This is a genomic window from Acinetobacter sp. YH01025 (assembly GCF_013420185.1).
Classification (GTDB): Bacteria; Pseudomonadota; Gammaproteobacteria; order Pseudomonadales; family Moraxellaceae; genus Acinetobacter; species Acinetobacter indicus.
Genome location: NZ_VOYR01000006.1, coordinates 63,959 through 90,048, shown reverse-complemented (window position 1 = coordinate 90,048; position 26,090 = coordinate 63,959). Strand labels below are relative to the sequence as shown.

General features: G+C 43.7%; 29 protein-coding genes. 7 read left to right on the top strand and 22 right to left on the bottom strand.

Annotated features, from left to right (window positions below; translation table 11 throughout):
• Positions 1-17 precede the first annotated feature (17 nt).
• The 3 genes from rnk to FTT89_RS08140 form a co-directional block, all read right to left on the bottom strand.
• Positions 18-422: a nucleoside diphosphate kinase regulator gene (rnk, locus tag FTT89_RS08150; RefSeq protein ID WP_005179090.1), complete on the bottom strand. Its 405-nt coding sequence runs from the start codon at positions 420-422 to the stop codon at positions 18-20.
• A gap of 165 nt (positions 423-587) precedes the next feature.
• Positions 588-1,841, bottom strand: a complete 1,254-nt coding sequence (gene glyA / locus FTT89_RS08145; RefSeq protein ID WP_005179092.1) for a serine hydroxymethyltransferase — start codon at positions 1,839-1,841, stop codon at positions 588-590.
• A 175-nt stretch (positions 1,842-2,016) separates the two neighbouring features.
• Positions 2,017-3,276, bottom strand: coding sequence for an alpha/beta fold hydrolase (locus FTT89_RS08140; RefSeq protein WP_180172823.1), 1,260 nt, complete (start codon positions 3,274-3,276; stop codon positions 2,017-2,019).
• 251 nt (positions 3,277-3,527) lie between these two features.
• Here FTT89_RS08140 and FTT89_RS08135 point away from each other — a divergent pair, with 251 nt between their 5' ends.
• The 4 genes from FTT89_RS08135 (at position 3,528) to FTT89_RS08120 (ending at position 5,998) form a co-directional block, all read left to right on the top strand.
• Positions 3,528-4,226 (top strand): putative quorum-sensing-regulated virulence factor, encoded by a 699-nt coding sequence (locus tag FTT89_RS08135; protein WP_005179094.1) that lies wholly within the window; start codon positions 3,528-3,530, stop codon positions 4,224-4,226.
• Between the two features lie 86 nt (positions 4,227-4,312).
• Positions 4,313-5,008: a hypothetical protein gene (locus tag FTT89_RS08130; RefSeq protein ID WP_180172822.1), complete on the top strand. Its 696-nt coding sequence runs from the start codon at positions 4,313-4,315 to the stop codon at positions 5,006-5,008.
• Between the two features lie 216 nt (positions 5,009-5,224).
• On the top strand, positions 5,225-5,575 hold the full coding sequence (locus tag FTT89_RS08125; protein ID WP_180172821.1) for a hypothetical protein: 351 nt from the start codon (positions 5,225-5,227) through the stop codon (positions 5,573-5,575).
• A 132-nt stretch (positions 5,576-5,707) separates the two neighbouring features.
• Positions 5,708-5,998 (top strand): hypothetical protein, encoded by a 291-nt coding sequence (locus FTT89_RS08120; RefSeq protein ID WP_005179099.1) that lies wholly within the window; start codon positions 5,708-5,710, stop codon positions 5,996-5,998.
• A 42-nt stretch (positions 5,999-6,040) separates the two neighbouring features.
• Here FTT89_RS08120 and FTT89_RS08115 read toward each other — a convergent pair whose 3' ends face one another.
• Positions 6,041-6,259: a hypothetical protein gene (locus FTT89_RS08115; RefSeq protein WP_180061391.1), complete on the bottom strand. Its 219-nt coding sequence runs from the start codon at positions 6,257-6,259 to the stop codon at positions 6,041-6,043.
• A gap of 660 nt (positions 6,260-6,919) precedes the next feature.
• Between FTT89_RS08115 and FTT89_RS08110 the strand changes: the two genes are divergently transcribed.
• Positions 6,920-7,102, top strand: coding sequence for a hypothetical protein (locus FTT89_RS08110; RefSeq protein WP_005179103.1), 183 nt, complete (start codon positions 6,920-6,922; stop codon positions 7,100-7,102).
• Between the two features lie 100 nt (positions 7,103-7,202).
• Here the strand turns inward: FTT89_RS08110 and FTT89_RS08105 are convergent, their stop codons facing one another.
• Entirely contained in the window at positions 7,203-7,421 is a 219-nt protein-coding gene (locus FTT89_RS08105; protein ID WP_005179105.1) for a hypothetical protein, read from the bottom strand.
• A gap of 742 nt (positions 7,422-8,163) precedes the next feature.
• On the opposite strand from FTT89_RS08105, the gene FTT89_RS08100 reads away from it, so the two are divergent.
• Both FTT89_RS08100 and FTT89_RS08095 read left to right on the top strand, forming a co-directional pair.
• Positions 8,164-9,150, top strand: a complete 987-nt coding sequence (locus tag FTT89_RS08100; RefSeq protein ID WP_180172820.1) for a site-specific integrase — start codon at positions 8,164-8,166, stop codon at positions 9,148-9,150.
• Between the two features lie 242 nt (positions 9,151-9,392).
• The gene (locus FTT89_RS08095; protein ID WP_180172819.1) at positions 9,393-9,914 is read left to right on the top strand and encodes a hypothetical protein; all 522 of its coding nucleotides are present in this window, start codon (positions 9,393-9,395) and stop codon (positions 9,912-9,914) included.
• Positions 9,915-10,034: 120 nt separating this feature from the next.
• Here the strand turns inward: FTT89_RS08095 and FTT89_RS08090 are convergent, their stop codons facing one another.
• The 17 genes from FTT89_RS08090 to FTT89_RS08015 form a co-directional block, all read right to left on the bottom strand.
• Positions 10,035-10,784 (bottom strand): N-acetylmuramoyl-L-alanine amidase, encoded by a 750-nt coding sequence (locus FTT89_RS08090; RefSeq protein WP_180172818.1) that lies wholly within the window; start codon positions 10,782-10,784, stop codon positions 10,035-10,037.
• A complete protein-coding gene (locus FTT89_RS08085) occupies positions 10,781-11,140 on the bottom strand; it encodes a hypothetical protein (protein ID WP_180172817.1) in 360 nt (119 codons plus the stop codon). The genes FTT89_RS08090 and FTT89_RS08085 overlap by 4 nt, the downstream gene beginning before the upstream one ends.
• 133 nt (positions 11,141-11,273) lie before the next feature.
• Positions 11,274-11,507 (bottom strand): hypothetical protein, encoded by a 234-nt coding sequence (locus FTT89_RS14550; RefSeq protein ID WP_075175600.1) that lies wholly within the window; start codon positions 11,505-11,507, stop codon positions 11,274-11,276.
• Positions 11,479-13,569: a hypothetical protein gene (locus FTT89_RS08080; RefSeq protein ID WP_180172816.1), complete on the bottom strand. Its 2,091-nt coding sequence runs from the start codon at positions 13,567-13,569 to the stop codon at positions 11,479-11,481. The genes FTT89_RS14550 and FTT89_RS08080 overlap by 29 nt, the downstream gene beginning before the upstream one ends.
• Positions 13,570-13,586: 17 nt before the next feature.
• On the bottom strand, positions 13,587-13,973 hold the full coding sequence (locus FTT89_RS08075) for a hypothetical protein (RefSeq protein ID WP_180172815.1): 387 nt from the start codon (positions 13,971-13,973) through the stop codon (positions 13,587-13,589).
• Complete coding sequence (locus FTT89_RS08070) at positions 13,970-14,323, bottom strand: carboxypeptidase regulatory-like domain-containing protein (RefSeq protein WP_180172814.1); 354 nt, start codon at positions 14,321-14,323, stop codon at positions 13,970-13,972. The genes FTT89_RS08075 and FTT89_RS08070 overlap by 4 nt, the downstream gene beginning before the upstream one ends.
• On the bottom strand, positions 14,316-15,512 hold the full coding sequence (locus FTT89_RS08065) for a hypothetical protein (RefSeq protein ID WP_180172813.1): 1,197 nt from the start codon (positions 15,510-15,512) through the stop codon (positions 14,316-14,318). The genes FTT89_RS08070 and FTT89_RS08065 overlap by 8 nt, the downstream gene beginning before the upstream one ends.
• A 53-nt stretch (positions 15,513-15,565) precedes the next feature.
• The gene (locus tag FTT89_RS08060; protein ID WP_180172812.1) at positions 15,566-17,182 is read right to left on the bottom strand and encodes a hypothetical protein; all 1,617 of its coding nucleotides are present in this window, start codon (positions 17,180-17,182) and stop codon (positions 15,566-15,568) included.
• 11 nt (positions 17,183-17,193) lie between these two features.
• Entirely contained in the window at positions 17,194-19,164 is a 1,971-nt protein-coding gene (locus tag FTT89_RS08055; protein ID WP_180172811.1) for a hypothetical protein, read from the bottom strand.
• Positions 19,154-19,573: a hypothetical protein gene (locus FTT89_RS08050; RefSeq protein ID WP_075167030.1), complete on the bottom strand. Its 420-nt coding sequence runs from the start codon at positions 19,571-19,573 to the stop codon at positions 19,154-19,156. Before FTT89_RS08050 ends, FTT89_RS08055 begins: the two co-directional genes overlap by 11 nt.
• Complete coding sequence (locus FTT89_RS08045) at positions 19,570-22,659, bottom strand: tape measure protein (protein ID WP_180172810.1); 3,090 nt, start codon at positions 22,657-22,659, stop codon at positions 19,570-19,572. The genes FTT89_RS08050 and FTT89_RS08045 overlap by 4 nt, the downstream gene beginning before the upstream one ends.
• A 59-nt stretch (positions 22,660-22,718) precedes the next feature.
• A complete protein-coding gene (locus tag FTT89_RS08040) occupies positions 22,719-23,279 on the bottom strand; it encodes a hypothetical protein (RefSeq protein ID WP_045796787.1) in 561 nt (186 codons plus the stop codon).
• 54 nt (positions 23,280-23,333) lie between these two features.
• Positions 23,334-23,894, bottom strand: coding sequence for a hypothetical protein (locus FTT89_RS08035; protein WP_180172809.1), 561 nt, complete (start codon positions 23,892-23,894; stop codon positions 23,334-23,336).
• Between the two features lie 40 nt (positions 23,895-23,934).
• Entirely contained in the window at positions 23,935-24,480 is a 546-nt protein-coding gene (locus tag FTT89_RS08030) for a Rha family transcriptional regulator (protein ID WP_180052053.1), read from the bottom strand.
• A gap of 235 nt (positions 24,481-24,715) precedes the next feature.
• On the bottom strand, positions 24,716-25,477 hold the full coding sequence (locus FTT89_RS08025; RefSeq protein ID WP_180172808.1) for a hypothetical protein: 762 nt from the start codon (positions 25,475-25,477) through the stop codon (positions 24,716-24,718).
• Entirely contained in the window at positions 25,477-25,647 is a 171-nt protein-coding gene (locus tag FTT89_RS08020) for a hypothetical protein (protein WP_180172807.1), read from the bottom strand. The genes FTT89_RS08025 and FTT89_RS08020 overlap by 1 nt, the downstream gene beginning before the upstream one ends.
• 9 nt (positions 25,648-25,656) lie before the next feature.
• Positions 25,657-26,088: a hypothetical protein gene (locus FTT89_RS08015; RefSeq protein WP_180172806.1), complete on the bottom strand. Its 432-nt coding sequence runs from the start codon at positions 26,086-26,088 to the stop codon at positions 25,657-25,659.
• Positions 26,089-26,090 lie beyond the last annotated feature (2 nt).

The following is a 26,090-nucleotide window of genomic DNA, read 5'->3' as shown; positions in this document are numbered from 1 at the left end:
TTTTCGCGCAGCGGAGATTATAAATAATCACCTTCACGTTCCGGCTGATACAACACTTTATCAATACGGACTTTCATAATATGACCATCCGGTTGTGGCCATTCAATTTCCTGCCCTTCAGCCAGCCCTAAAATAGCCGCTCCGACAGGTGCCAGTACATTGACCTGGCCTTTATCGCCACGGAAGTCATGCGGATACACCAGCGTAATTTCGGTTGGTTCCGGGAAAGGTGCGATGGTCACCAGCACGCGGGCATTCATAGTCACCACATTGCTTGGCACATCTTGCGGTGCAACCACTTCGGCACGCGCCAGCTCATCTTCCAGATGTTCCATGGTCGGGGTAAGTTTAGACTGATGTTCAAGCATGGTTTCTAAACGGTGCAAGTCTTGTTCAGACAAAATAATTGTCGGTTTATCCATTCTTTGTTCCTTTATCATTATCAGCCAAAAATAAAAATAATTGATCTATTTCACAAGTGCTATGCAACTGTTATAGCAGAATTTAATCCGGCTGAATAATTGCAATTTGTTTTTTAGCACCTATAAAAAAAGCTCCCTTGAGGGAGCTTTTTCTCAAGTGCGGGCTTATTTCGCGTAAACCGGGAATTTCGCGCAAACAGCTTCAACTTTTGCTTTGACATCAGCAATTACAGCTTCATCCCCTTTGCTGTCTAGGATGTCAGCGATCCAGCCAGCCAGTTCACGTACTTCAGCTTCGCCGAAACCACGTGTGGTTACTGCTGGTGTACCAATACGGATACCAGAAGTGACGAATGGAGAACGTGGATCGTTTGGTACAGAGTTTTTGTTCACAGTGATGTGAGCAGCACCTAACCAAGCATCCGCATCTTTACCGGTGATGTCCTGTTTAATTAAAGATAACAGGAACAAGTGGTTTTTCGTACCGCCAGATACCACATCGTAACCGCGTTCGATTAACACTTCAGCCATCGCTTGTGCGTTTTTCACCACTTGTTGTTGATAGGCTTTGTATTCAGGCGCCATTGCTTCTTTAAAGCAGATTGCTTTTGCAGCAATCGCGTGAACCAGTGGACCACCCTGGTTGCCTGGGAACACAGCAGATTGTAATTTCTTCTCGATTTCTTCGTTGGCTTTAGCCAGGATTAAACCAGAACGTGGACCACGTAGTGTTTTGTGGGTAGTGGTTGTAGTAACGTCAGCAATTTGTACCGGGTTCGGGTAAACGCCTGCAGCAACCAGACCAGCCACGTGTGCCATATCCACAAACAGGTAAGCGCCTACTTTGTCCGCGATGTCACGGAAACGCTGCCAATCTACGATTTGGCTGTATGCAGAGAAACCAGCAACGATCATGCGTGGTTTGTGTTCTAAAGCCAGACGTTCAACTTCTTCATAGTCAATTTCGCCAGTTTCAGGGTTTAAACCGTACTGAACCGCGTTATATGTTTTACCAGAGAAGCTAACTTTTGCACCGTGAGTCAAGTGACCACCGTGAGCCAGGCTCATACCCAAAACCGTGTCGCCCGGGTTCAGTAATGCTAAGTAAACTGCAGAGTTTGCTTGAGAACCTGCGTGTGGCTGAACGTTAGCATAGTCAGCACCAAAGAGTTCTTTAGCACGGTCAATAGCCAATTGTTCAATAACGTCTACATATTCACAACCGCCGTAATAGCGTTTGCCTGGGTAGCCTTCTGCATATTTATTGGTCAGTTTTGAACCTTGAGCTTCCATTACTGCAGGTGAGCAATAGTTTTCTGAAGCGATTAGCTCAATATGTGCTTCTTGACGCGCATCTTCATTAGAGATTGCTTGAGCTAAATCTGGATCAAAGTCAGCAATAGAGATATTGGCAAACATTAGCGAGGTCCTATTCATGTAGGGCTTTTAAGCCGTGCTAAGATTGGCGCATATTGTAACATGAACTTTATATTTTTTACCCATCAACTTTAATCAGTTTTGCATAAAAATAGCCCATGTTTTTATAAAAACATGAGCTATATCATTAATTCTATCTTTACCGGAATTGAAAAAATTATTGGGTAGGCATGATCGATTTCACATCCGCCACAATCTCATCCCAATTATCGACATATACAGAGCCATGATCCCATTTCTGATCTATAGGTAAGTCCTGATCGGTGACATAATGAATTCTGGTTCCCTGCTGGCGTGCAGACTGCACCAGAAAATCAGTGACCTGTTTTGGAATGGTCGGGTCGGCAGAGCCTTGATAAATAAACACAGGCGTTGAAATCTTAACGGTTAATGGCTGTGATGCCTGAGTCAGGAAATCTTTAATTTCAGGAACCGTAGTCATAAAGTCGGTCTGGGTACGTGGATAAGCGGCCAAGTTGCCATAGGTCTGCGCATACTTCATCATTTCTCCACCGAATGCTGCGCCAAGATCAGCATTACACAGCGACTCGGCTTCTGCCGCGAGCAGGTCTGTCGGGTTCTTGAACACTTCAGAGTATTGCAGGGTTGGATGGCTATTTCTGAGACCTGCCGTAATTAATGCAGTGAAAGTATCTAATGGAGCCAGAATCTGTATTTTTTTGCTCAGATCCGGTTCTGCTGCTGCCTGCTGTTCTCCACCGCTAAGAATCATGCTCAGGGAAGATGCCGGCGCTATGGCTACCGCACCTTTATAATTTAATTGCGCCCGGGATGCATATTGCGCTGCACCTAAAGCCGCCTGTCCACCTTGGGAATGACCGACCACGGTCCAGCGTGTTTCAGTGCTATTGTTGAAATGTTGATGTGCCGCCACAACCGCATCGGTAATGGAATAAGCCTGACTTTTTAAATTCAAGAACGGATGCAGCTCTTGTCCACTCGGTTCGCCCAGCCCTTCATAATCCGGAGCGACCACGGCATAACCTTCAGCCAGCAGGCGGGCAATAAAATATTCATTGCCTTTCAGGCCCTGACGGCTTGGCGCACAAATATCAGCAACACCCGTAGTGCCATGTGCCCAGACCACAATGGGCCATCCACTAGCCGGTTTAGGCTGATTGGGTTCAAACAGCAAGGCCGTAGCTTGTGTTTCCTGCCCATTCACTCCTAGCATTTTATACGTCATCAAGGTTTGTGAAGCACTAACCGACTGTAAGACCATATTCGCATTGGAATCCTGGTCTAAATAAAGTTCAGCTTTTACTACTGGCTGGCTAATATTATGCTTCGGAATACCATCATCAATGATGACTGCGCTGTTGTCATTGTCATCATTACATGCCGTTAAAAATAAACTGCTGCTGGCCAACGCCACGCTAAGCCATATTTTTCTCATCTGATTATCCTTATACAGGTATTATTCTAAAGTTGCGTCCTTCGCAATTTTCACTTTTACGCTGTTTGCTGCGCTCAGGCAATATCAGTGCAATTAATATATAAGTGTATTGTATTAAAATAGAGTCACTTATCTTTAAAATAGATAAGCTGAACGGCCCACAAATGCCGATTATTCGCCCGACAGCCCTGTAACTTTCAACATGATAGTGTTAGATTGCTTTTTAAATCCCTTAACAAGCGAATGAGCACATGCACGCGATTATTCTCGACACTGAAACCCATACCCTGAATGGTTATCCGATCGAAGTTGCCTATGCGCCCATTCAATTACAACAGGGCAAAATCAGCCTGGATAAATCGCAAATTTTTGACCAGTTTTATCAGGTCGATGAACCGATTTCCTATGCCGCGATGGCCGTGCATCATATTCTGGAATCCGACCTGATTGATCAGCCGCATTACACCAGCTTCTGCCTACCTGAAGAAACGCTGTATATCATTGGTCACAATATTGATTATGACATTCGCGCTATTCAAAAATGCGGTGTTGATACTTCTCATATTAAGGCGATTTGTACCCTTGCTCTGGCGCGTCTGGTCTGGCCCGATGTTGAAGCACACAACATTTCTGCCTTAATTTACATGATTAGCAAAGGCAGCGAAAAAGCCCGCGATATGATTAAAAAAGCGCACCGGGCCGATATGGATATTATTTTGACCGCCAATATCCTGATGCATATTGTGCATCATCTGCAAATTGACAGTATTGAAGCCTTATATGCTGCATCTGAAGACGCCCGTATTCCACGCGTCATGAGTTTTGGTAAGCATCGTGGTACGGCCATTGCCGATTTACCAAATGATTATATCCAATGGTTGCTGCGTCAGGATGAACTTGACCCTTATTTAAGAAAAGCCCTTGAGAACGCCAACATCGTCACACTCTAAGCCCAACAATGTCATAAACCCTTCATATTATTGTAATTTTCATTCTTTATAGTCAGCCTTAATTTATTTGGGGAATAAATTAAGGCATGATTCATTATCATAAAACACAGTTGGGCATTGACGCCCTGCAACAACGCCAGCTGCAATTGAATGCACGTCAACGCCGTCTTCTGGTGCTAATTGGAACCGAAGATTTCGAGCAATTGGGCGACCAGTTTAAACAGCGTATTGCTACGCCAGAATTAATTGAACAATTGCTGGAGATGGGTTTAATCAGCTCTGCTGCGACCGAGCCAGCCGAAGCAGAAATTTTGGTGCCAGCTCAAGCCGAACCGCAAAGTGAAGCAGCCTCTACCCTACGTTCAGAAATTAAAACCACCTTAAATTCGCCGGTACCAAAACTGGTGGAAAAATGGGTCGAACATATTATTGCCCCGTCTTCAGCGGCCAAAGTGGCTGAAGCCGAACCTGCTGCGATTGCTCCAGAAATTCCGGTCCTGGAAATTGAAGTACCGCCAGAAGTGGAGCCAGAGCCAGAACCGCTGGTTACCTTGAGCTTTGAAGACACCAAGCAATTAATGGCCAGCTTGTTGCAGCGTTATTGTGGTCTAATGGCCAAACAGCTTATTCTCCGCATTCAGGCTGCACCGGATATTCGTAGCCTGAAACTGTGTCAAATGCAGTGGATTACCGAATTACAGGAATCGCGTTTGCCACCAAAAGAACTGAACCATGCTTTACAGCAGATTAACTTTTCGCTGCAGAGCCTGCAAAGTGCCTGAAGATTCATATAATTTTGCTTTGCTTTAAGTCTTTTTTCATCTAAGAATTTTCTTTATATGCGCTAAAAACCTTTATAAATAGCGGTTATTGTTCAGCTTTTAGAAAAATAATTAAAAATAAGCAATCCTTTCTTAAAACACTAAGACTTAAGACCAATAGTGAGATTGGCCACAGCACGGCATAACAACAGCTCTGTATTCTGTTGGGAATGAAGCATGTCTGCCCTGCACTACCTGCAATTTGAACCCTTTGATAATCCGATGCAACTCAGCAAAGTCGGCAACTGGGTCATCACCTTTTTAAGTCCTAAAGACGAACTCAAGCAGATTCAGCTGGCCATTACCCATGTCATTCCACGTCAGGTTTCTGCACAGTTACAGCCCCGCCGTATCATCATTCACAACACCGAACATGAACAGCGCTGGCTGATTCAGGCGATTGAATGCTTCGACAGCACTCGCAATCAGGAAATCACCCTGAACGCCACAGATGAAACCGCCCAACAGATGCTGCGCAATATTTTGCAGGAATTTCATAAATACGATGTGGATGTCAGCCTGATTTAAAGCGGTTAAAGTGAAATCATCACCTGTTTTGAAGTCCTTGAAGATCAAGCATCGCTTTTTACAACTTTATGCATGCAAAATGGGCACAAGTCTTTTAGAATCAGGTCACTTATAAATAAAGAGTAAAGACGTATGAGTCGGCATATCCCTAAGTCTGCGAACCTCACCGCCTTAACCATTTCTCATTTTTATCCGAGCTTGGATCAATGTTTGCATGCCTTGTTTCATTATCATCAAGGCCCACAATTAACGCTTAAAAATGATCCGGTATCTTCGCAGCATGTCTGTGTACAACAACGTACACAAGGTCGTTTGAAAAAAGAAATCCGCTTAAATAAAACAGAAGTTGAGCAGGCCAATAAAAATCGTCTGGCGCTTTATCAACTGTTGGCGCATGTGCTGAATCAGTTTGAAACCGCTTAGGCCAGCTTAAAACAAGAAACTTAGCAAATGCTAAGTTTCTTTCTATTCAATAATTTTATAAATATTATTGCTCTTCTGGCTTTCAAAAAATAATTCAATACTTGGCAGGATAATTTCATCCTCGACAATAATATGGTCAATTTTCTTAAATAACGGCAATTCAGCTGTTTTGGCATTTTCAGCAATCTGACGCAGCTGTGCTTTGGCATCATAACGGTGCTGATACTGATCTTCTACTGTAATATCAATTAATTGGCTCATGATTATTTCCTCTTATCATTGGTTTTCTTGAAGACAATTTGTTATAGCATAGCTGATTCAAGTTTGACTAAACAGAGTTGTTAATTTGTTTGACAATGTTAATTCTATGCTTTATTAGGTCAGTATAATTAAAAATAAGTGATTGATTTTTATGGTTTAACATTTTATCCGATTTTTCTTATTCTTAACAATTTGCTCAATGTGACGCTCAATTCATCGTTATTTTAAGCAAGAAAAAGCTCGCATTGCTGCGAGCTTTTTTATGTTGGAAGGCTAGTGCTAGATCTATTGTTTGAACCGGAGTTACAAACTCAACAAGCTGTCATTGATCCGTCCAACTACATCGTAGCGTCTTTGTTTTGCGACCTACTGTAGGTTCACTATAGTCCCCTTCGGCTTGGATTGGCAAGCCTTCTAACATTTCTCAGCATTTGTATAGCAAAAAGCCTATTGAACAAAACTTAATCAGGCTTATTATATTTCTGTCGTGAAATTCAGCCTTATTTTTCTCAGCGCATCTGCTCTCATTTTCACCCTGCTCTATCGCTAGATTGATAGCAAATAATCGCCGGCAACAGAATGAAACATAAGTCTTTTTCTAAATTCTGCGTTATCCGTTATAGTGGACTTGAGACATTAAATTAAAAAGAGGAATTGAAGATGCAAAAATTTATTATTCTGTTTGCATTCTGCCTGTTTGCAGTTTTAGGTCTAGGTTTTATCGTGTATCAATTCTTGAGCAACATGCCAAGCGTCGAGTACTGGATTATGCTGTTAATTCCAGCCTTCGCAGTTCCTATTTTAACGGCCCTGATTGTGTATCAGGAACCGAATCATCCATAATGAATAAGCTAGATACGACTCATTGATCCCCTATTTATCAAAAGGACGCTCAATTCAGCGTCCTTTTTATGTGATTATTTTTCTTGGATTATGTCTAGCTTTACTTGAGTTGCACCGGATCTTCGCTGGTCGATTCAATGATGTAATCAATATTTTCAACCAGGTCTTTATTAAACAGCCTGACTTTTGCCCGCGCATTGGCATATTCGAAAAACAGACCCTCTACAATTGCTTTTTCACGCGATTCTGTCATGCCAATTTCATGATCATTCGGCACAAAATAGACTTCTTCAGGAATTAATTTAACGATATAACCCATTGTTCTGACTCTTATGGTGTTTTAGTAATTTACCCTGCGACATTTATAGGCTGAAAAATCGCTTCCGGCTATGGCGAATTCATCCGACAGTTATGCTTATTTTTGATATGCCATCTCAATGCCAGTCATATAAAGAAAAAATATTTTAAAATCATATAGATTATTTAAATTTAGGTGCTTCTATATTTCACTAAACTGATCTGATGTAGTGACGAGATTTTTCTGATTAAACAGATTTTTTATTCAGCCTTTCTGTCCTCATATAAAGCTTAAAGCGGATGTTTCTGTTTTGCCGGTGATGAGGCTGTAAAAACCTAAAAGTGATATTTTTTAATCAGAACAAAGATAAAAATACAAAGAAAATGCAGTCCTATGACTACTTTTTAACCACAGATAGAAAGGCAAACCAATAAGCATTGCCCTTCGATGATGGTTCAGCATTCGTTATTCAAGCCAGATTATGGAAAGGATTTTGGTTCAAAACTGGAGTAAAGAGTTTTAAATGATTGAATCTTGGTAATTTTTATAGTTTTTTATTGATCAGAATTTGGTGCGCCCGGCGGGCATTTTTGCAAATTTCGTGTTTTGTCCTGTTTGCTCATTTTATCTAATTTTTTCTTTATTATTATTGGTTTAGTTGGCTTCTTGGTGGCTGCTAGTTACATCTTTTCTCATTATTCCTTATTATTCCTTCTAAATGAATTACGCCAAAATTACGCCAGCCTGATTTAGAGAGAAAACTATGGCCACCTTCAGACAAAGGGGCAATGCTTGGCGCGCTGAGATTAGTGTAAATGGTACTCGGGAAAGTGCGACATTTGACACTAAGACTCAGGCTCGCGCTTGGGCATCAAAACGTGAAACTGAATTGAGAGAGTTATCACGTGGAAAGCTTCCTGATTATACATTAAATTGTGCAATTGAGAGATATATAGCTGAGGTGTGTCCGAAGCACAAAGGATGCGATTCCGAAATTAAGCGGTTCAAAGCGTTTCAGAAAAACTTTCCGAAAATATGCAAAAAGCACATTGCCAAGCTCACAACGGATGACTTTGTTGTTTGGCGAGATACCAGGCTAAAAACAGTCAAGCCTGCATCGGTTAGACGCGAGGGAAATATACTGTCAGCTTTGTTTACAGTAGCGCGCACAGAGTGGAAATGGATTTATGACTCACCCATGAGTGACTTGAAGATGCCACCGCCGCCAGCGCATCGAGACAGACGCATATCAGAGGATGAGATTTACAGGCTCTGTCTGGCCGCAGAGTTTGATAATCAGCCGCCAGAGAACATCACTCAACAGATTATGATTGCTTTCTTGCTTGCGCTTGAGACCGCCATGCGAGCTGGTGAAATACGCGGACTAACTTGGGATCGGGTTTTCTTGAAAGATAGATATGTCACGCTGAATGAGACAAAGAACGGAACTAAGCGCCATGTGCCGCTATCGAGACGCGCAGTTGAATTGCTTGAACTCATGCGTGGCATTGGGTGTCATCATGTATTCACTGTGAAAGACTCGAGCTTTGATACGCTCTGGCGAAAGCTGAGAGACAAGTGTGAAATTGAAGATTTGCACTTCCACGACTCACGACATGAAGCATGCACCAGACTTGCTAGAAAACTTGAGGTTTTGGACTTGGCTAGAATGATTGGTCACAAAGACTTAAGAAGTCTTATGATTTATTACAATGCCACAGCAAGCGAGATTGCAAACAGACTCGATTGATAGCGGAAAATAACAATGAAAACATGGGTCTATTTTTACATAGAACACACGATTAGGAATGGTGAGGTTTTTAGGAAGGAGCCTGGGTGGGCTTTAAATTTGCAGAGTAATTATGTGGTTTTGAGTGGGGTGAGGAGTTGGTAGCGGGAGGCACTCAGAGTGAGTATCTCATTCATATTTATTAACGTTTATTTTATGTGGTATTTATAAATTAATTATTTTAACAACTTAGAGGGTTTTGTATGAGTAATGATTTTCGTTTTGTGAGTGACATAGTTGGCTCCCTAAGGGAGTTTAAGCAACTTATTTCTAGTAGTATTTTTAATGATCCTCAAAACCCATTCTTTAAATCTGCATTAATTCACTTACTTATCATTTCAAGAGATTTAACTCATAAATCTTACTTAAAAGGCAAAACTATTGATTTTACTGATGATGTAATAATTACCAATAAGGTTCCAAACGTAACATTTCTTATAAAATATGCTAGAGATGCGGTTTGCCACGTTGATTCAAATAATCATGTCTTATCCAAAGAAAATAATATTATTTTTTCTTATAGTGTTATGCTTGGAAAGGGGAGCTTAGCTCAAATCGGCGATTTAACACTATCCTCAGACTATGAGGATGATATATGTATTTTTTTTGGCAAACAAAAAATCTATTTGGCTCGTCACATCATTCGAGCGGTACAAGAAGCTGAAATCTACTTAAAAGAATACTATAGAGACTCAGAATATCATTTTTTCCTAACAGATATATGAGATCTTTACCTTTCAAATCGGGGCTCTAACTTAGAGAGCCTTCACACATATCCTCACACTCACATTCGCCTAATTGAATGAGCTGTGCAGCCTGATAGGAGGATGCACAGCAATAAAGCCTTAATTGCGCTTTTCATAATCGATCAATACTTTAGCCACAGCCTTAGCAGCCAGCCAGTAGCGTGCATTGAATCGAGCAAGCTCATCCTCATTTGAGATAAAACCAAGCTCTACAATCAAACCGCCAGCATTCACGTATGCCAGACGACCACGCGCAGATTTAGACTGATCAATCCAGCCGTTGTCCCCACGTAAGCGGCTGCCTAGTGCATCTGCTACAGCTTTAGATAAGTCCTGTGCTAGTTTCTTGTCTTTGGGTAGTGCAATCGTTTCAATGCCATTGGCCTGCTTTGATGCTGCAGCATTCATGTGAAATTCAACCGCAACACTTGAGTCTTGAATCAACTTTACCGCAGCAGACAGTGGATCGTTTTTAGTGCCGGTGCCATCGGTTTTGACTTGCAGCCCAGCTTCACGCAAATAATGAGTCACTGCATTGCGGAAATTGACGACCAGATCTGCTTCTTTGGTTTTACCATTCACCGCACCTGGATCAGTATTGCTATGGCCAGCGGTGACGGTGACGAAGCCAAGCGGGCTGGTGTGCAGTGCCGGCTGATAAATCTTCTTGCCGATCCACGACAAAATGACCATCACAGTACCGGTGATATAAGCGTGATATTCAACCGGGATGACTTTGTAATCCACGGCCCATTGCAGACCAGGGATCAGCACCAGCATGATGAATGCGCCCAGTGTCGGCAGAATAAATGCCAGGTACTTGAGCGGCGAATCGTTAATGAATTTCATTTTATAGTTTCCTCAAGTCGCGTGACTTTCTCTTTCATGAGTGATTGTGTTTGATTGATTTGAATGATTGATGCGCCGACCCAGATGCATGCTGCTATAACTGTTCCACCACAAAGGCCGAGCAAAACCCTTAAAACCCCAAGGCCCCCATCCTGAGTCGCAGACTTGTTTTCAAGGCCCGATACCTTTAATTCAAGTGAATCCAGTTCTTTTTGAATTTTGGCAATTGCATTCTCATGGTGTTCGTTAATAAAGGTTTGGCGTGCAACATGCTCCAGAATCAATCGAATGTCTTTATGAATGGAATCAATTTTCCCCTCCCATCCATTATTGCTGTACGGCCTATTTTCAGGCATACATCCCCCTATAAAATTGGCATTAAAAAAGAGCCTTTCGGCTCTGGTGGTGGATCGGATGAGTAGTCATTTGGCATTGCGCCCCCTAAATTTTGGTAATAAAAAACGCCCTTTCGGGTGCTCATCTTTAATTCTAAACTTCAATCTGTGTAACTGATCCGGTCGGTGCTGGTCGCTTAATTTCTCCTCCCGCTATAAAAACTTTCTGCCCTAAATTGTATGCAACATTGCTGGTGCACATGACCAGTCCTGAGCCATCATCAACCAAAACCTTATAGTTTGGGTGGCTCACGCTGGTGATGGTGCCAATGTACTCAGCATGCTGCGGATTCATCAAATCACGGAACTGTTGGAGTAGGTTCACGATTCACACGCTCCACTTTGACTGTCTGTGTCACTTCTGCATGGCTAAATGCCACATTTACGCTGTCTACAACTCCCCAGAACTCGGCATTAAAAGCCAGAATTTCCCCCGGCTGACATTCATTGAAATCGGCATGAATGGGTGCAGTAAAGGAATGCCGCTCTACTCGGCCAACTCTGGCCAGTTTCGATTTACCAAAACTACCCATACTCACCGGGTTAAACATCGGATTGCTGACCGGCTCTAACAACACATCACCAGCCATACCAGCACGTTTAACTTGGCCAATGTTTCCGTTTCTCGGGTTGGTCAGCGTAATCGCGTTATAGTCGCGCAGATCCTCAAAGCTCTCAGAGTGCTGCAAGACCAGGCTTTCAGGTAATAAACGGTCGTAATCATCAACCGTTAGAGCATCCCAGAAGGCTTTTTTGTAGAGCGGCTTAATCGACAACGTATTGCTGCCCTGCTCACTATATACAAAGCCGCCGCCAGCCTCGGCCACCATCTTGATTGCATCAATTGGCGCTAGATTGGTATAACTCAAGCTCTCTGTTTCAACGATCCAGCCCAGCGCATCAATCAATTGCCAGTTCAAGACAATGCTGCTACTCACCCGGTCCAGTTCTGCCTGCACAAGCTGCACGCTGGTGCGTTCATTCTCCTGTAAATATGAGCGCAGCGGTGCATAATCGCTGCTTAATAACGCGGTCTGGCTGCGGCCTGTCAGTGTGTAAAACTCTTCAGCAAAACGGCGCGTGCGGGTATGCTCTTCATATAGCATGTGGTGCTCATTGCCGTTTACCACAATTTTCAGTATGACTGGACTGGTCGATTCAAGCTTTTCCATTTCCGATGCTGGCACTGTCAGACTATATGACCAGCACCAGCTTCCCCGGCTGCTGTTATAACTACCATCCCGCACAATAATCTCTTGACCGGTATCAAGCCGGGTCACTTGTAATGCATTCACGACATACCACCAGTTTTGATTTGGTAGAGCTGGTATGCAGTCATCTACCCCAAAGTTTAAAACAACGTTGTGTGAGTCAACGTCATGACATAAGCAGATAAAATTTAAATCGCCAGTGCCTTCGTATTGCGGCAATTCAGGCTTTGGCCATGGTTGAATTGGATGCTTACGATAATGAATAGCTTTGGCTTTTTCCCAGACAATGCTGTCGTATGTGAGCAGCTCAAGCCCTTTATCCCAGTCATAGCCAAAGCGTTTTTGAAAGACCTGGGCTACTTCATGGGAATAGGTCAGCGTTTTACGCCGGCGGATCATTTCCTGCCACACAGTTTCCCGGTTGTGTCGCAGCTTGATTGTTTCGTCATGCAGATAACGCTGGTGAATGAAGCGTTTATCCGCTTCTTCCCAGATCACATACGCATCAGTGCTTAAACCTGTGGCTTTCTCATGTTCTGCACGGACTGCACTTGCTAGTGAGTCGGCCTTTTCAAAACCGGTAAACGCTTGCTGACTAAGCACCAAACCTTGGTTATAAAAAAGAGCCTCATTTGAGACTCTTAATATTGGTTTTGCCCACGGTATTTCCGTGACACTTAGCGCAGCGATTGTCTTGTGATAACCTGCATCAAACGCATAAGACACCCCGACGATATGATTAATATCGAATACCGCATCAATTTGAAATTGAAATGCGGTATCTAAAACCGTATCAATCATGCAAAGGTTTTCAGCGAATTCAGCAACAATTTCAAAGCTAAAACTGGTGTCTAAGACAGTATCAATTTGCCCGATGACATCGGTATTTTCTTTAAAGACTGCGACAACTTCAAAGCTGAATTCAGTATCCAGCACCGTGTCTATGACTACAGTATTGGCACCACTGTCAGCATAAATTGCAGTGACTTCAAAACTAAAACCAGTCTCTAAAACCGTGTCAATAGCTGCGGATACATCATCCCCAAAGTTGAGATTAGTCGAGCCGTCGGCTAGGTGCTCAAAATTGAGAGTGATGTTGTGGCTGTCGGCATTTTCAGGCTTAAAGTTTAAGTTTAGGTTGTGCGCATCAATGGTGCCGAGCTTATTTTTAAAATCCACATGAGCACCCTTTTCAGTTACGGTCTAAGTTTGATGGACTGGATAAACAGCGTACCGCCCACGACTAGGTTGGTATTTGCTAGTGATATATCAGTACCCACGGTTAAATCTGCTGCCACTTCGCCTGCACCATTGAAGATACGCGCCCATGCTGCAGTGCCCGTTTTAATCACTGAGCCAGTGTCCGTTGGATGCAACTCAATATAAGTGGCTGTGACTTCTTTAATACACGGCTCAGGAAATACCAATGTCACCAAAGCATTGTTTGAATCTGCCACCACAGATGTGTCTGTAGGCTGCACACCTTCATAAAAAATAACGGTAGCACTTTGGCTACCGCTATCCATAAATTCTGAAAAGGCTTGAATCATGGCAAGCCGAGCATTGACTGAAGTTTTACTCATTTGGCAATTACCTTATCTTGAATGACTGCGTTGTATTGGTTGTTTGGGTCAAATGCCACGACAAAGCATTCGAGATCTTTTTTAATATTCCTGAATGCATAAGTTCCATCTGGCTTTGACTTAATTTCCCAGAGTAATTTCCTGTTATCACGCCTAAAACAACATACGGGCACAGGTGAGTAATTTGCGCCTACTTTTTTAGTTGTGCCTTTGATCTGACCTAATCCCTGATCTGAATTTAGCATCATAATAATCGGTTTGGGTATGTGCAGTATTTTATAACCCATACCCTCAATCTTCTCTGTATTCGGCACATACCCACCCAAGAATACCCTAAAAATTTTAAGCAATTTTTATCTCCTCTACCGGTATAGTGAAGAATACATTTTGCTGCCCGGCAGCAACACAATGAACAAAGCATATGCTAGATATGTCAACATCTGCTGTCTGCAAGGGTACAACTTTATTATCTGAAGAAGGCACATCACTCGATGAAACACCATAATAAGTATAATAAAAACCATTAGTTATACCCAAAAACTGCCCAGATATTTTTTCATAAATCATTAATGGACCAGCTGTTGTTGTGTTAAATCCATCAATTGCTAATGGCAGAAATGACTGCGCTGCTGCATAGGAGGGTGCAAATGTAGTGCTGTTTGATGCCTGTATTTTTGTTTCAAACTTTCCAGCATACAATTTTAAGTTCGTAAGTTGGTTGTTTTGACCATTGCCTGTAGGCGTGGCGGTCTCACCAAGTAAAAGTGGCAACTTAATGACCGAATAATCTAATGATTGATATGGAATAACAGCATTCACTCTGGCAGTGGACCCGCTCCAAGTAGAGCAAAGCAAGGCTAGGTGGTATTTGCTGCCCACCACTACAGCGCGGCCAAAAATATTATATCCATTTGCGTATGAGTGGTTATCATACGTGGCGTTTGCAGCAAGGCTAAATTCCCAAGCAAAGGTTGCCGGACTGGTTATATTTTTTGTTTCAGCTAGTGCTGCTTCATCTGTAATTTCCCCAGTGGATGGATTAAATGATCTTCCAACACACGGTGAGACTCTGTTTCTGTATGCCGTGTTATTTTGAAAACACAAACGTAAAAAGATATTGGATTCATCTAGTGCTTTTAGTTTATAGACATGTATATTTGCTTGCTCATAAACCAATTCCCAACCAAGCGGTGCAATGCGTGTATTAAATCCACTCTCAACTGATGGGGGCGCTGGATCTAGTGTAAATGTCACCGTATTTGTGGTTACTGAATCAATCCAGAATTCACCATCATTTACTAATGCAAGCGCACCTGCGTCCACCTTCAAAACACGGTCTGCCACATAACCATGTGCACCGCCATAAGTTAAGGTGACTTGATTACCTGCCACTGCAACACTGCTAACTGTCTGCTCGTTATAGCCTAGTGCCAACATCTTCTTAAAACGATCTGGAAATAGGTTTTTTGAACCCGCACAAAAGTCCAAACCTACATCCGAAAAGTCAAATAATTTGGTTTGTGTCTGCTTCATTGCCATTTTTATTCACTCATAAAAAATACCGCACAAAGCGGCCATATTTGATTTAATTTTTAAACTACGCGATCAATGTCACCACGTAGCATGATCTGGAACTGATCCGACAATACTGTTGGCTCAGATTGCTTCACTGTACGAATCACCCAAACTGGAAAGTTTGCAGCTACAGTATTAAAGCGCAATACGTTACCGTTTGCCCAACCTGCACCCCAACCTTCTTTCTTCACTGTGAAATATGGCAAGCCAGTCACAGGGTTAATTGGTGCAAAATCTGCATTCACACTACCCGTGCCGATCTGCCCCGAATATTCACCAACACAACGGAAGTTTGTCGCATCTGTAAATATTAGCGCCCAGCGCTCCTGAATTGCGCCTTTGTTCGTCACAGTGATTGGATATAGAGCATCGTTGTAGTTTGCCGAGATACCACCACCGGTTGCTTCATCTGCCCAAGCATTGTTCCATGACTGCTGCACAAATTTACGTGTGTAGCGTGACTGCATATCACCAATTACTAGGGCTGAACCAACAATCGTATCAAGCGCATCATAGTTATGGGTGAGCGGCTTGGTAAATGTGATCTGGCCATTAATCTGCACATCACGAATCAGCCCCATATCCTGATAGCGATATTTTACTGTTAGTGGCGCAACCAAAGCATTTAAAGCAAAATCACCGCTGAGCGTGACTTTGCCGTAATCATAGTCCACTACATACATCGAAAATGGCAACTTGGCACCATTGGCATCTTCAATTTCAGCCCAGCTGATGCGCTGGTGAGCCAAGTCATAAGTTTTTCCGGCAATATGATCCGGCAGTTCAAATGACTTACTAGAACTAACAATTCCAATATCACCGATTCGGAAAATCGGCACTCGGCCATCAATCGGCAAGCGGGTTGCTGATAAGCCAAGAATGTCAGCATCCAATGGAATGTAGGTATAAGCCACGGCGTTATAGCGCACAGATGATGCATCGACCCAGACCGGCACATTCACATACTGTTTGTCCAGTTCTTCATATTTAAGCAATGAGTCGTACCAGGCTTGGGCTTCTATCTCGGCCTGATTTTCTGTTGTAATCTCGGTTTTGGTGTAAAAGAAAATACTCACAAAACCGGTGTCGTAATTGATAGTACCGTGTGCCTGGCTAGTCTCAATAACACCGTTTTCATCCGCTGTTAAAGTCAGTTGGCCAAAATCCAGCGAAGCAACAACAACTGTCAATGATTGTGGTCGAATTGGAATTACGGGAGTTCTAAAGCTGATTTGATTCATTGGCGGCAAGTCGGTTGTAGTCGTCAGCGAGTCTAAGCTAACAGTGTTATCACCGTTTGGCGTCCATGACTCAATTTCAACCCTTCCTGTGCCGTACTGAATTGAACCTGACGCAATACCGCTATTATTTGATGGGTCTACATTGCGATAAAGTTGCCCATCACGATCTAAGAAAGTATCTGCACCGACTTTAAAGCGCGCCGAGCCTGTCAAAATCTGCTCGTCATAACCCGATGACAGGTCAAGTCGTAACTTATCCGCTACAGCAATGGTGCTGCTTTGGTTTACGCCTGAGCTATCTCGGTATTTCACTGAAATAGATGTTTCGTTATATGCTCGAAATTGAAGTGTCGCGCCATTAATTTGGGATGCGACTGGAGAATAAAAAGCCATTTAGACCACCTTTATGCAGACGCATAAGTTGCTGTATATCTTGCCTCATACACATAGTTAAATGTCTTGTATGAAGCTGTTGGTGTCACAATGCATTGACCTGTGTTGTAATCAATCGTGCCTTGAATATCACCTGCATCATTAATTAAATTACCCATATTGCCGCCTGTAGGGTCATCTTTAAGATGCACAGTAAGCGTATTTAGACCTGATTGATCTGTCACTGGAATCTCTAAAGCAACACTACTTGGCTGAATATTTGAGCCCGTACCAATGGTAAACGTCAGTTGTTGGTTGGCATCGGGTATCGCTGACTTAGACTGGTCGAGCTGTGGGCCATAGTTATACGTGATATTGAATTGCGTATTTTTCTGCGGAAGCTTGCTTGGAATGATTCGACCTGTGCCTGTGGCGTAGTTGACATACCCTGCTGCATCACCTGTAAACAAGCCTTTTGAATTGCTAGATGCGGTTTTAGTTTCACCCTCTAACACCCAAGTCACAGTTATTCCCGAAGCAACACCAGTGTGCCCAAGATCAAAATCAAAGCCTGCTTTCTCTACGTGTAAACCTGCTCGCACGAAAGTTGCTATCGGTGTGCCCCAATGCGCCAAAATTGGCGTATCAACATCGGGCAAAGCACCTGTGGTTAGTAAGAATGAACCTGTTTCATAGTTAATCATGCCTGAGCCAAACGAGCTGTGTACGCCTTTTAACTGACCCGATCCATCGTCTTTCAACTCGTAGAACTTACCTTGCGACATATACGAAAGCGTCAAACTACCAGGTGCAGGAATCGGGATTAAAACGCCCGTCCAGTTGGAACTTTGGCTATTTTGCGTCACAGGAATAGCATAGCTTTGAAAATACTGTTTTGGTGCAGCAGCAGGTTTAAATGTTATTTCTAAAGTGGTCGAACCCGCACCCGCCGCAGAAGTCCATTGAATCAAGCCACGCTGATAATCAATCGTACCGACTTGTGTGCCTTGGCTGTTTTTAAGCAAGCCGCCTTGATCGCTAACAGACTGGCCAAACAACGTAAACGCAATGCTTGAGGGCATCACGCTTGAGCCTAAATACAAGTTTTGGCTTACACCAACGGTGGTTGGAAAATTTGCAGTAATGGTGCCGTCATTACCCGGTACCAAAATAACGCTCTCACCTGCAGCATTCACATCAACAATCGGGGTTTCAGTCTGTGCAGATGGAATCAACTGCGTAAACATGCTCGACGCATTCACAGTGAACTCACCCACTTGTGCATCTGATGCCAATTTTACCGATGCACAATATTCGCCTGTATCTGCAACCAGGGATTCACGAATGATGGTTTTAGACTGTGTGTTACCACCGTACCACTGCCGTGCTGTTAGTCCGACAAAATCACGCTCAAGTGGGTCATTGATGGTGTACGTGGCAATCTTGTATTCCACATTTCTATTATCAATCACCATAATCGCAATGCGTGTTTCAACCTTAGTAATACGCACATACTGCTCAAATTCAAGCGCCTCGCCTTCGTCACTGACTAGAACAATGGTATCGCCAACGCTAGACTCGGCCTCTTGCGGAAACATAGCCACTTGCAACTGCTTCATGCCTTGCCAGTGTGTATCAAGTGGTGTGCCTGCAATCTGCCCACCTTTAGCCAAGTAATTTTCAACTCGGTTTTGGGCGCTACGGCGTTCATCTGTCCAATTTTTTGTACTGAACAATAGAGCGGATACGTTTGGGTCTTGCGGGTTTTCCGAAATGAATACCGTTGCACCCATCAATGAATCTGTATCTTCGGTGATGACAGCCGGGAAAATCTTGCGCATGGATACATCACCCATGGTGCGGTCCATCTCGCTAATATCGTTGAACAGGTTATTACTCTGGCCATCAACAATCACCTGACCGGAATATTTCCCGCCGCCATCTTCAGTGTCAGTCAAACGCTCCGACTTATAGAGCACCAGATCTTTTGTTTCAATTGCCATCGTTTAGCTCCGTAAATCGCAGTATGAGGTTGTAATAATCATCCAGTGAAATGGCCGGGTTACTCTTTACCGGGCTGGCATCTATTGCACCATCCTGATGATTGAATTTGACTGTAAATTGCCGGTTGTCATGCGGCTGCTCAAACTGCAGTGTGAAGGTTTCATTCTGCAGTTTTGACCAGGCCAAAACCGTGCGTAAGTCAACAAGTCGAATCCAGCCCATGGTTGTATCGGCAGGCTGTAGCGTGATCGGGCGGCCGGATTTCTTGGTGCCCTCCTGGATGATCAGGCTGCCATCAATTGCATACTCCTGTTTCTGTTCTATAGCCTTCCAGCTAAATTCATCAGACCATAAAAAACCGTCTTCTAATGAGACGGTTTCAGATGTTGAATTGCGTTTTAGTTTCATGTTGTTCTCTTTAATTGACCCAACTGACCCAAAATCTGTTCCAGCGTGCTTTGATCGTTGGCTGATCCCTGCAGCATTACACTCTGGCCATTTGCAATCAGCTCGTAAGTCGCGGTTTTCTGCGAACTGGATGAGCTATCACTGAAAGATGGGTAAGAGATGCTTGGTGCATAGTCATTCACCTTTGGTACGCTGCCAGTGCTTCTCACATCAAGATTACGCAGTAATTCATTAATCTTGTTGGTACCGTGCTGTGTCGTTAAGCCTTTCGCTGCAGCGTTATTAAACTCCTGCTCAATGAGCTTATTCATTGCCAGGTTGCCGCCTTTGCCGTATGCAGCAAATTTAGCATCACGGTCCGCACTCAAGCCCTGGGACCAGATAGACCCGGCCAGTTTTTTGGCCTCGGAATCGCTATACCCCATGCTCTTGATCTGGGCAATGACGTCATTTTTAGAATATGACTCATAGCCTGAAATGGCAGCGCTTAAGCCTTCGCCCTGGCGTTTCATTTCGGCATCCCATTTTCTGGCTGACTCTTCAACGGCCTTATTCCACGCTTGTTGAGCAGCGTTGGCTTCATCACGTGCAATTTTGCCAGCTTCACGATAACCATCACCAATACGGCGGGCAGAATCACGGACACGGTGGTTTGCTTCGGTCAAGTCATCCATGGCTTTGACTGAGGCTTTACCGGTGTCGTCGATTTCAACACGAAGCCCATGTGCTGCCGCCTTGGACTGGACTAATGCAATTTGAGCCTTGTCACCAGATGCAATGGCTGCATTCAGCATGGTTGTGTAGGCTTTTTGAATACCCTCTGCTGTCGCCTGGCCACTTTGAGATACCACTTCAAAGTTTCTTTGAGCTACAACAGCCGCCTCTGCTAATTGGTCTTTGGTCTTGATTCCTAGAGCATTAAAAGCCGCAATAGCCGGGTTTAATGCAGCTGGTAGATCAGCTCCCTTTTTCTCAATCAGGCTTAGGCCGAGCGCTACTTGCTCACCAGTAATTAACCCTTGTCTCTCAAGCTCGATTAACTTGCTTTTTGCATAATCAAGCTCTGCTCTGGTTTGCGCAGTATCAATGGCTTTGTTTAGATTGCTTGATAGCGCAAGCCCTGTATCAATTCCTTGTGCCTTGTACTCATCCAATTTGTCTATAACAACTTGGACATTGTTTGCAGCGGATTGAAATGAACTCGAAAACTTACCCTGAAGATGTTCTGTGCTTAGTCCGGTGCGTTCCAGTGCGGCACGCATTACAGCCTCTGTCACGGCGGCCGATTTTTCAGCCTCCTTTGCAGTGCCAGCAAAAGCTGCCCGGGCATTGGTTTCGAAGACGACCAGATCCTTACCATCAAGCGCCTGCCCCAGACTGAGTTGCAACTCTTCAGCAGTTATCTCGCCTTGTTCTTTAAGCAGAATTAAAGAGGTTACTGCATCATTGATGCCTTTCGTAGAGTCAAACTGCATGGCCTTGGTGATTTTATCCAATGCCTCTTTGGTTGGCTCACCTTTTTCAATAAGCTCATCAAACTGCTCGACAAGATTTTTAGCTTCTTCTGTCAGCTGATAAGTTTTGTCACGGCTCTTTTCTGCTGCAGCCGCAATCTCAGCTTTGGATTCAGCTACCACTTTTGCCCGAGCAATATCTAACTGCTCCTGACGCTCAAGTTTTTCAAGCGCTTCACCATAACCCATGGCTTTGGCAGCAGCTTCACCCATCCAGGTGCCAAGTGGCTCAAGCATGCCATACGCAGCAGCCCCCACAACACCCAATGAAGTGATTGCAATGCCCAGAGTGCCCAATCGACCAACCAGCGTCATAATGCCGCCATCCGCCGCTTTGGTTGATGCTGTTACGGCATTGGAGCTCGTTGCCAATTGCCCTTTAGCTGCGGCCGCTGTGCGTGTGGCATTTGCATTGGCAATCTGCGCCTGCGTATTAGCAACAACTGCTGATGTTTCCTGAGTGATTGCGGTAGAAGCCGCCTGAATGTTTCGTGCTTTGTCCAAAAACATTAAGCCAATATTCAGTGCCTTATAGGCAACAAAAGCTTGGCCAGCCAGCATCAGAGTTGAAACAATCGAATCGAGGTTTTCGGCCACAAACTTGATTGCAGAAGCGACTTTTGAACTTGCTCCAGTTGCAGCATCCGCCTCACCAATGTACATGGTCCATGCGGTTTTCAAGTTCTCAATAGATGCGCCAATCGTTGCTGGGAACTTATCAAACTCGGAACTGATTCGCTCACTCTGACTTAAAAGCGCCTGTGTAACAACCTCGGTTGTAAGTTTGCCTTCACCTGCCATTTCTCGCAGTTTGCCAGTGGTTACATCCAGACCATCAGCTAATGCCTGAGCCAAACGTGGTGACTGCTCCATCATTGAGTTAAATTCATCACCACGAAGCACACCTGAGCCTAAGGCTTGGTTTAGCTGAGTGATAGCAGCCTCATTTGATGCTGCTGATCCGCCACCAACCTGAATTGCCTTGTTGATGGTTTCTGTTAATGCTAGTGCCTGCTCTTGAGGCCACTTCATTTCTTCGCCAATCTGGGTTAGTCTGGCAAATAAATCACCGGTAGCCGTCAGGTTGGAGTTTGTGGCAATGGCGACGTTTTTAACATCATTCATCGCCTGTTCTAAATTGCCATGATCACCAATAGCAATTTGAATACGCCCCGATAGGTTCTTGTACTCATCTGCGGTCTGGGCAAGCTCCATCGCAGTAGTACCAATACCAAGTGCTGCCAGTGCACCAGTGAGCGCATTAAACCCTGTCTTTAATCCTTGTAACTCACTAGATGCACCTTTAGATGCTTGCTCTGTTTGGCTTAATTCTTGAGTGGTTGTTTCAAGCTCTTTATCTAGCTGCTTTACTTGTTGCGCTGTTTCTTGTGACTGTGTGCCAAGTTTATCAATCTCTTTGGTAGCACCTTCAGTATTCCCTGTAACCGACGCCGCACCATCCTTTAACGCCGCAAACGCCTCCTTTGCGGCTTTTTCGGATTGGTGCATATTGCCAACAAAGCCTTTGGTATCGGCTTCCATTACCAACTTGAAAGTTAAATTTTTTGCCATACCAACCTCAAATTTTGGGCATTAAAAAACCCACCGAAGTGGGTTATGTTTTGATTGAATCAACTCAATACAGCGCAACTCTTTTTTTCCGATTCAGCCAATTCAAGTTGCTTTCTATAATCAATCATTTTTGTGGCTGCCTCCAACTCATGCTCACTCCCACGCATAAAGGTTAGGTATGCATCAATATTGGTGGTCATAGCATCCACGTATAAAAGGCGTGTTGACTCAGCGCAGCCTTGATATTTTTTTGATGATATATTTCGCTTAATTTCCTGCATTTTTGCTACTGGCTGGGATAGTGTAATTCTGCTCGTTGCTCCTGCAACTGTTGCAGCATCTGTCCACTCTAAAATGATTTTATTAAGCTCACTCGCTTGCTGAGGTGTAACTTCAGGGTTTTCAGTTAGCTTTGCATCAACCACCTGTTGAATGGTTTCTTTTTTAATCGCAGTACCACCAAGTTGTTTATCTAATTCTGCGGCGCGCTCAGATTCTAATTTTTGTTGATGCGCAATTTCAGCCTGCTTCAATCTCTCTGCATCAGCTTTATTGCTCTTATCCATGAAGTAAAATGCACCAAGAACGATAACCAAAGCGCCGATCAATAGATATTTCATACCCCACCGTTTATTTAATATTTTTCAGTATATTAATAAATTCTGTGGCATGAATCACTGTTTATTTAGCTCTTTTCTAAACTTGTCAAAACCCTTTTTATCTGAATGTTGTGCAGCACGCACGGCGGTAGCACTTAAGCTAACATCGTTCATATAATTCTTTCGACCAGCTTTCAGATAAGCCTGAAACGCCCCATAGGACATATTCATAATATCCTCATGCCGATGGCCCAGACTGATTAAGAACTGAAATGAATCAAACCAGCTGGCATCAGGATCGGCCTTGCCTTTGGGTTTCGATTCCATCTTAAGGCCTGCGCTGTTCACACTTACAACGGTACGCAGCAACTTGATAAGTTCTGGCTGATCAACCGCCAGTTTCTTTAACTGATCCGCGTCAATCGAAGTCACCAACAGGCACATTTTAAAAACATCTACCGGATGAGCTAAAAACAGCTGTGTTAAAACTTCATCTGAATGATCTTTCTTATCTAAAAACACTTTGATTTGTGCAGTGCAGCCAAGCCATTGATCGTAGTTTTTCACCTGAATCTGACGCACTTCAATATCACCAAGCTGAATGCTGCGATTATCTGCTATAAAAAAATCATTCATGATGGAATCTCAAAAAAGCCACCCGAAGGTGGCTAGGGTTTTAGTCAAATAAGCATGGTTGAATCTGCCGATCCACGTTTGCAATTGCAGTGGTTAAGCAGTCACGTTGTTTTTTCCAAACCGATAACCCTTTTCCGCATGCACTTGCTATTTCTTTTTCACATTCAAGTTTTGCGCTTAATGTTTCACGCTCCCGAATAAGAGAAAAGTAATCGGTTTGCAATAAGGTGCGAGCCTCAAAAAATGCTTTAACAAGCGCCTTTTTGAAATCAATAACCTTTGGACTGTTCCGCATTAAAGTCATTAAAAAATATGATTGCTGCTCACTTAAAACAGCGTATCGAGTGTGGCGACCTTGGTTTGAATTTCGGATTTCAAATCCAGAATTCACTAAACCACCGTAATCGTAAGAACTTTCAAATCTCACTCGTCCAAATTCCTGAATGTCTTGCAGGTATGTTCTTACAATTTTAATTACACTTGCGTGCTGAATTCCTAATCCTAGTGCTATTTGCAAAGTGGTGGTGGTCGGCTCACCTTTTTGAACCTCAACCAATTTAACTACTGGATTAAATTTAGCATTCATAATTAACTCCTTTGAGTTGTGTTGAGCCTGAATGCAGAATGCAAATACAAACAAACAGGCATTAAAAAAGCCGACTTGTTAAAGTCGGCTTTGCTTTAAAAAATATAGATTCTTGTCAATAGGTTGGTAAATCACTTGGGTTTGTAAAAATCAATTAATACAAAGCCAAACAATCTCAAAAAACAGGCACAAAAAAAGACGCCTAGCGCCCATATCTTTGTGCCTGCAATGTGTATTACGGCGCAACAGCTGCCGGAATAATGACGATATGGCCATACAATCCAAGCTCTGGATCGCTCTGCTTCGTAATATCAGAAAGCGCCTGACCGGAGATTGCATATTGACCCAGTTCTTCATGAATCAATGGGAACGTGGTTTCCGGTGACTTCTTGGTACGCCATAAGCGAACCGCCATGTGTTCACCATTGGCCGTATTGATACCCTTGAAGAATAGCTCGTACTCTTCACTGAAGTTCGACGCCAGCGTGGTATGTGACACCGTACCATTGGTATAAGACGCCAGAATCGGCATCGTCAGGCCTGCCACATCGTTAAATGTAACCGTACCGAACTTAGCATCGAGCGTGTACTGGTCTTCAGTCAGCGTAACCGGTGTGCCGACAGTAGAGTCTTTGAAAGTCACAGTGGAAAGGTTGTAGCCATCGAGCTTGATTTCTTCACCAGCAGCCACGGTACCCAGTGAAACATCGGTGACAGCTTCCGAAGCAACGTCTGTATTGGTACCAGAAACGATGTATTCCAGATTTTCTTTGTTCACCTCTTCCAGTTGGCCAGAGAAGTTAACTGAAGTGGTCTGCACCATCGTAAAGTCAGTCGTACGCATCCCAGACGTTGATTCAGTATGCTCCAGCACATCTGCACCAATTTCCAATTCAAACTCTGGCACGTTACCGATGTGGCGCATAGCACCTGCCACGCCCGCTGTAATTTTGGCTAAGTAAAACTTACCCTGGAGTGAAATATAATTTGTGCTCATTATTTAGCATCTCCCGTAGTTTTCTTGGCTGGAGCAGCTTTAGGTTCAGGTAGTTCCTGAATGACACCATCTGCCAGTAATTTTTTGATTTGTGCATCACTCAGCCCACCGACCATATCGCCCTTTTGAAAGCGACCGACAGGCTGTAATGCTTTGTATTGTTTCGCCATGATGGCTCCTTAAATGAGTTTCTGAATCTCAAACATGAATGGGAAATAGCAGTGACCAGCTTTACCACCAACCCGGACAGGGCTATTGGTGCGCTTGAATGTTTTGAAACCCGTGATAGCTGGATTAAAACCCTTCATAGCACCCAGAATCTGATCAATGAAGGGCTCGGCCTTCTTTCTGATCAGGCTTGTTTCCTGTAGCTGTGCGCCACTATGTCGAACTGAAAGAACAATCAGCCACTGCTGATAGGTAACTGCCATCTCCCCGCGACCGGCATCTGTAGACACCCGATCGTCGTAGTAAATAACGCTTACTGATGGAGAGTTGTTTGAGGCTTCCAGCATTTCTTCGATATTGAAAGGCGTGTTTACCTCAACAAGCCCAGGGACATGCTGCTTAATGCGATCAACCAAAATCGGCTCAAGAACAAAATAACCCATAG

Coding starts and splice junctions, on each gene's coding strand:
- rnk (WP_005179090.1), bottom strand. CDS start 422: ATGGATAAACCGACAATTATTTTGTCTGAACAAGACTTGCACCGTTTA.
- glyA (WP_005179092.1), bottom strand. CDS start 1,841: ATGTTTGCCAATATCTCTATTGCTGACTTTGATCCAGATTTAGCTCAA.
- FTT89_RS08140 (WP_180172823.1), bottom strand. CDS start 3,276: ATGAGAAAAATATGGCTTAGCGTGGCGTTGGCCAGCAGCAGTTTATTT.
- FTT89_RS08135 (WP_005179094.1), top strand. CDS start 3,528: ATGCACGCGATTATTCTCGACACTGAAACCCATACCCTGAATGGTTAT.
- FTT89_RS08130 (WP_180172822.1), top strand. CDS start 4,313: ATGATTCATTATCATAAAACACAGTTGGGCATTGACGCCCTGCAACAA.
- FTT89_RS08125 (WP_180172821.1), top strand. CDS start 5,225: ATGTCTGCCCTGCACTACCTGCAATTTGAACCCTTTGATAATCCGATG.
- FTT89_RS08120 (WP_005179099.1), top strand. CDS start 5,708: ATGAGTCGGCATATCCCTAAGTCTGCGAACCTCACCGCCTTAACCATT.
- FTT89_RS08115 (WP_180061391.1), bottom strand. CDS start 6,259: ATGAGCCAATTAATTGATATTACAGTAGAAGATCAGTATCAGCACCGT.
- FTT89_RS08110 (WP_005179103.1), top strand. CDS start 6,920: ATGCAAAAATTTATTATTCTGTTTGCATTCTGCCTGTTTGCAGTTTTA.
- FTT89_RS08105 (WP_005179105.1), bottom strand. CDS start 7,421: ATGGGTTATATCGTTAAATTAATTCCTGAAGAAGTCTATTTTGTGCCG.
- FTT89_RS08100 (WP_180172820.1), top strand. CDS start 8,164: ATGGCCACCTTCAGACAAAGGGGCAATGCTTGGCGCGCTGAGATTAGT.
- FTT89_RS08095 (WP_180172819.1), top strand. CDS start 9,393: ATGAGTAATGATTTTCGTTTTGTGAGTGACATAGTTGGCTCCCTAAGG.
- FTT89_RS08090 (WP_180172818.1), bottom strand. CDS start 10,784: ATGAAATTCATTAACGATTCGCCGCTCAAGTACCTGGCATTTATTCTG.
- FTT89_RS08085 (WP_180172817.1), bottom strand. CDS start 11,140: ATGCCTGAAAATAGGCCGTACAGCAATAATGGATGGGAGGGGAAAATT.
- FTT89_RS08075 (WP_180172815.1), bottom strand. CDS start 13,973: ATGAGTAAAACTTCAGTCAATGCTCGGCTTGCCATGATTCAAGCCTTT.
- FTT89_RS08065 (WP_180172813.1), bottom strand. CDS start 15,512: ATGGCAATGAAGCAGACACAAACCAAATTATTTGACTTTTCGGATGTA.
- FTT89_RS08060 (WP_180172812.1), bottom strand. CDS start 17,182: ATGGCTTTTTATTCTCCAGTCGCATCCCAAATTAATGGCGCGACACTT.
- FTT89_RS08055 (WP_180172811.1), bottom strand. CDS start 19,164: ATGGCAATTGAAACAAAAGATCTGGTGCTCTATAAGTCGGAGCGTTTG.
- FTT89_RS08050 (WP_075167030.1), bottom strand. CDS start 19,573: ATGAAACTAAAACGCAATTCAACATCTGAAACCGTCTCATTAGAAGAC.
- FTT89_RS08045 (WP_180172810.1), bottom strand. CDS start 22,659: ATGGCAAAAAATTTAACTTTCAAGTTGGTAATGGAAGCCGATACCAAA.
- FTT89_RS08040 (WP_045796787.1), bottom strand. CDS start 23,279: ATGAAATATCTATTGATCGGCGCTTTGGTTATCGTTCTTGGTGCATTT.
- FTT89_RS08035 (WP_180172809.1), bottom strand. CDS start 23,894: ATGAATGATTTTTTTATAGCAGATAATCGCAGCATTCAGCTTGGTGAT.
- FTT89_RS08030 (WP_180052053.1), bottom strand. CDS start 24,480: ATGAATGCTAAATTTAATCCAGTAGTTAAATTGGTTGAGGTTCAAAAA.
- FTT89_RS08025 (WP_180172808.1), bottom strand. CDS start 25,477: ATGAGCACAAATTATATTTCACTCCAGGGTAAGTTTTACTTAGCCAAA.
- FTT89_RS08020 (WP_180172807.1), bottom strand. CDS start 25,647: ATGGCGAAACAATACAAAGCATTACAGCCTGTCGGTCGCTTTCAAAAG.
- FTT89_RS08015 (WP_180172806.1), bottom strand. CDS start 26,088: ATGGGTTATTTTGTTCTTGAGCCGATTTTGGTTGATCGCATTAAGCAG.